1 protein-coding gene and 1 pseudogene are annotated in these 1,161 nt (G+C 56.0%); one reads left to right on the top strand and one right to left on the bottom strand.

Annotated features, from left to right (window positions below):
* Nucleotides 1–424 (bottom strand): hypothetical protein (locus tag BGIM_RS65870; protein WP_193788988.1); only part of this gene is annotated, 424 nt, incomplete at its 3' end.
* Nucleotides 425–820: 396 nt separating this feature from the next.
* Here BGIM_RS65870 and BGIM_RS65875 point away from each other — a divergent pair.
* Nucleotides 821–1,161, top strand: a pseudogene (locus BGIM_RS65875) (hypothetical protein); the annotation flags it as partial.

The following is a 1,161-nucleotide window of genomic DNA, read 5'->3' on the forward strand; positions in this document are numbered from 1 at the left end:
TTCCCAAGGCGGCGGTCAACAGGGCGGCCAGATCGGTGGCCAGATTGGCGGTCAGATCGGTGGCCAAATTGGTGGTCAGATTGGTGGCTTTGGCGGTCAAATCGGCGGCCAGATTGGTGGCTTTGGCGGTCAGATCGGTGGCCAGATTGGTGGCTTTGGCGGTCAGATCGGCGGCCAGATTGGTGGCTTTGGCGGTCAGATCGGTGGCATTGGCGGCCAGATTGGTGGCATTGGCGGCCAGATTGGTGGCTTTGGCGGTCAGATTGGCGGCTTTGGCGGCAAGGGAGTCGGATTTGCCGGCGGCTATGGGGTGTGATTTTTCCCGCCTCCCCATCTCATGATGCTTTCGCAGGCCGACTCGTTCACCGAGTCGGCCTGTTTTTCGTTTCCCGCCGCACTCCCGGCTTTCACTGTTTCTCCCCATCCGACGCACCCAATCTATTTGTGGTTTCTGCGGACAACTTTGATTGTCACAATTGATCAATCGCCGGATGGAATTTGCGTGTCGAGATGCGCCACTTTCCGTCCGGAAGTTCGGGATGATTTTTTGCGAAACTCAATTGACCGCATGATCATTGCGCGAGAGAATAAATCTGAAAGAAAAGTTATTTTCCGGTTGAATTATCCAACAACGGATATGCGACCGGCGTTTAGCTTAAGCATGTGATTGTTCGGTAACCTTGCTCGCAAGAAGACATCCGATCATTCTAAAACCCGTTGTTTTTTGTCCGGTCACTGTTCAGTGAAGGGAGCTCCTGTTTTGTCATATTCCATCAGAAATTGGTTGATCGCCACGGCGCTCGCCTTGGGAGTCGTTTCGATGATTCCCTTCCCGACCGAGATGTCGGCCCAAATCCGGCCGTTCTTCCCGGCTGGCCCCCGCCCTGGAATTCCCAACCCGCCCGCCGTTCCCCCTGGCTACAACCAGAACATCTTCAAGGGAACCGCGAACAATAACAACGGGAACAACAACGGGAATAACAACGGCAACAACAACGGGAATAACAACGGCAACAACAACGGCGGGCAGTTTGGCGGGGGCCAGTTCGGCGGGCAGTTTGGCGGCGGGCAGTTTGGCGGCGGTCAATTTGGCGGCGGTCAATTCGGCGGCGGTGGCCAAACCCAACTGAATCTTCCGGGGGTGACCACCCAACCCCAGCT

Source organism: Zavarzinella formosa DSM 19928 (assembly GCF_000255705.1).
Lineage (GTDB): Bacteria > Planctomycetota > Planctomycetia > Gemmatales > Gemmataceae > Zavarzinella > Zavarzinella formosa.